The following is a 3,742-nucleotide window of genomic DNA, read 5'->3' as shown; positions in this document are numbered from 1 at the left end:
CCGTTAGCTCTGAAAGTAAATGAGTTTCTAATATACGGGATTGCTGGTAACGGTTTGCAGCTACCCGAAGGTGGCGATTTCGAAGCGATTCACTGTCAACCAAGCAGAAACTTTGATAGAAGCACAAAGCTTGATTTAACCTCTGAACCGCCACTTTTGGGTAGGTGCTGTGTGTGCTCGGCATGGGCATCTGGTATCGAAGATACCATAATATTCCAGAGGGTGCAAGTCCCTTACGCGCGGGGGTAACGCCCCGAAGCGTTAGCAAGTCGCAAGGTGGTTTGCCGTGAGGCATGCACTGAAGGCAGCGAGACTGCAAACCCCGGTTCCAACGAACAGGAACTGGATACTGAGGCCTGGCAGGTCGGATGAGGTAACACAACATACTGACGTCCAAAGGGTGGGAAACCACCAAGTACCTGTCCGGTAGATCCAGTGGATATTGGGGGAAGGAATATGCCCTTACCCGGGGAGATCTCGACCTGTACGGGTTACAGGATGAGAAGTCAGCAGAGGTCATAGTAACTGGAGAAACGAGCAGGGACTGCCGAAACCATATCCCTGACGGTCTCACAAACCAGTGAAGGACTGAACGCTGGATTACGTCCAAATTCGATGGGGAGCACCATATAGGGGCAGCCCCACCCTAAGCGGACAAGGTTAACAGATTTAGCTATGATAGAAAAAGTACTCAACCGTAAGAACCTCTACAAAGCCTACCGCCAGGTAGTGCGGAACAAGGGTTCGGCAGGGGTGGACGGCATGCAGGTCACCGAACTGTTTTCCTACCTGGAAAACAACAGGGACAGGATTGCCACCTCCATCCTGAACCACACGTACGTACCACAACCTATCAAGGGGGTTGAAATCCCCAAGAACAACGGAAAAACCAGATTATTGGGGGTTCCCACAACAGTGGAAAGGTGGCTCCAACAGGCGGTAAGCCAGGTACTGATGACCAAGTACGAACTCACGTTCGAGGAGCACAGCTACGGCTTCCGCCCCGAAAAGAATATCCACAAGGCGGTAACACAGTCCCTGAAATACATCAACGATGGCTATCAGGACATTGTGGACATCGACCTCAAAGGGTTCTTTGACGAGGTTGACCACTCTTTACTGCTCCAACTGACCTACCAACGGGTAAAATGTCCGACCACCCTGCGGCTCATCCGGAAATGGCTACGTGCACCCATCCAGATCAACGGAAAACTGCACAAACGTAGAAAAGGCGTGCCGCAAGGCTCGCCACTCAGTCCGTTGCTGTCCAACATCCTTCTGGACTTATTGGACAAGGAACTGGAACGGAGAAACCTGAAATACGTCCGCTATGCGGACGACTTCAGTATCTACACCAAGTCAAAGAAGGAGGCCAGGAAAGTAGGCAACGAGATTTACCTCTTCTTGAGGGACAAGCTCAGGTTGCCTATTAACAGGGAGAAAAGCGGAATCCGACGACCTTCCAATTTCGAACTGTTGGGACATGCATTTGTCCCGACATACGAGAAAGGGGTCAAGGGAAAGTACCAACTGGTAGTGAAAAAGAACAGCTGGGACTCTCTCAAACGCAAACTCAAGCAGATCACCAAGAAGACCAGACCGTACAGTTTCGAGGAAAGGTTACGGAAGCTGGCAGAAGTGTGGCGGGGATGGGTAAACAATTACCGCCTCGCCAGCATGACAGCCAAGCTAAAAGCCATGGATGAATGGCTACGAAACCGACTTCGCTACTGTATCTGGCACGACTGGAAGAAGCCTGAGCGGAAACGTAAAAACCTGATCAGATTGGGAGTGGATCAAGGCCATGCCTATGCGTGGAGTCGTACCCGAAAAGGAGGATGGGCAGTAGCCCAAAGCCCGATTCTGATCACGACTATCACATTGTCCCGCCTAAGAAGAAAGGGTTACGAATCAATGCTTTCCTATTACCTCAAATCGCAACCTACAATCCAGTGAACCGCCGGATACGAGACCCGTACGTCCGGTGGTGTGAGAGCCTCAACCTGAGCTATTTAGCTCAGGTCGGGCTACTCGATTAGGCACAGTTATTATACTTTTTCTCTTATGAAATTGAGTCTTTGAATGTCGCATTTGTCAGCTAAAAATAGTTTAAATGAATTCTTTGGTACTAAACTTTTTCCTTTATCAATACAGAAGTTTATTCTAAATTGTAGTAAGGGTAATAAATAGTTCTTCGCTGAAACTATTCGCAACAATGTCATATTATCTGTTTTCCATTTCTTTGATAGGTGAGAATAGTCATTAGAATATATTTCATCAGGGTTTTCAATACCATCAATGGAAAGTCTTTGTATAATTTGAGACTTTATGTCCTGTGAGTATTGGTTTATAGAGTCTTTATCCAATATTGTTTGTTTCCCATTTTGAGTTAAGAAATCGTGTGCCGTTTTTATTATTGGACCGCCACCGTATTTTCTTAGAATGGCAAAATTTAGAAAAAGGTCAATTAAACAAGGAGCGTTATATTCTAACCATTTACTGAAATTTAGTTTGTTTTTTAGATTGTCTCTTGACTCACTCCCATTTGAAAAATAAATCAACTCAATTCCGCCTGTTTCATCTATTAAATAATTCTCTATGCAGTAAGAATCTAACACAATTAAATTTCCCGAAGTATTTCTATTTGTGTCGAGTATCAACTCTAAATCACCGTCCACAATATATAGTTTTCTCCTACGGTCAGTTTTATCTTGATTGTCAAATGCATTTAGGACATTAGTTTTACACCCTAAAGGTGTTACATCATTAATTTTTATTCCATTACCTAACACTCTCTTGAAAAGGGTTCTGTAAAATTCTTTGTCTGCAACTTTGTCTTCTGTATATATGTCAATATCGTTCCTATACGAAAAGAACTTAGGCAAAGCCTTCAATGCTTTATATCCAAACTCTAACATAACATATCTTAATTTAAGTCAGCTAAATCCTGAAATAACGAATCTGAATTGTCGCCAATTATTGCAGGAGAATGTGTAGCTAGAATAAATTGAGTTCTTGGACTCGCAGTCAATATAGAGTTTACAAAGATTTCTTGCCAAGCTAAATGGAGTGAAACTTCCGGTTCATCGATAATGAAAATACCTGATTCGTTTTTGTATTTTTCTTCAAAATAAATCAAGTGCCCCAACATTGTTACTATTTGTTTCTCACCTGAAGATAATTCGTAAATATTGGCAATCTTATCATTTTTAAATTTGACTTTTAATTCGCCTTGTGGTTCAATTAGAAGTTCTTTCTTGCTTTCACTAAAAAAGCTGTTTATTATATCCTTAGTTTTTTCAATAGGCTCATATAGTTTGTCTAATTCTTTTTGATAAGCAAGATTATAGGTTATTAATTCGTTGATTCTCTTTAATTGCGGTTGATTATTAAACCATTTTTGAAAAATATGAATATTATCTATATCTATTTCATCTCCTTTTTTCTTTCCTTGAATTTCATTCAAATTTCTTAGTGTAGATTCTAGTTGGTCAAAAAAGTTGTTTATATGCTCTGTAAATCCTGTTATCCTTAAATTCTCAAATGCCTCAATAGCTTCTTTTCTCTTTCCTTTTAATTCACGAAAATCTTTTACAATGTTTAATTCCTGACTTTCAAGGAATTGAAAGGACTGCAATAATATTTTGTTTTTAAAATCTTGGTTTATTTTAGGTTGTTCTGAAGCAATGATTCTTACATAATACTACTTTACGGAGTTAAAAATTTTGGCCAATAAGGCAAA

General features: G+C 41.5%; 3 protein-coding genes. 1 reads left to right on the top strand and 2 read right to left on the bottom strand.

Going from position 1 to position 3,742, the window contains the following annotated elements; all coding sequences use genetic code 11:
- The first annotated feature begins 675 nt into the window (after positions 1-675).
- A complete protein-coding gene (gene ltrA / locus ADIS_RS21360) occupies positions 676-1,956 on the top strand; it encodes a group II intron reverse transcriptase/maturase (RefSeq protein ID WP_010856818.1) in 1,281 nt (426 codons plus the stop codon).
- A 92-nt stretch (positions 1,957-2,048) separates the two neighbouring features.
- Here the strand turns inward: ltrA and ADIS_RS21355 are convergent, their stop codons facing one another.
- Both ADIS_RS21355 and ADIS_RS21350 read right to left on the bottom strand, forming a co-directional pair.
- Positions 2,049-2,918, bottom strand: coding sequence for a DUF4435 domain-containing protein (locus ADIS_RS21355; protein ID WP_010856817.1), 870 nt, complete (start codon positions 2,916-2,918; stop codon positions 2,049-2,051).
- A gap of 8 nt (positions 2,919-2,926) precedes the next feature.
- The gene (locus ADIS_RS21350) at positions 2,927-3,667 is read right to left on the bottom strand and encodes an AAA family ATPase (protein WP_394330323.1); all 741 of its coding nucleotides are present in this window, start codon (positions 3,665-3,667) and stop codon (positions 2,927-2,929) included.
- Positions 3,668-3,742: the final 75 nt, after the last annotated feature.

The organism is Lunatimonas lonarensis, assembly GCF_000390185.1.
Lineage (GTDB): Bacteria > Bacteroidota > Bacteroidia > Cytophagales > Cyclobacteriaceae > Lunatimonas > Lunatimonas lonarensis.
Note: the sequence above shows the minus strand (reverse complement) of the source record. Positions and strands in the feature narration are given on the sequence as shown.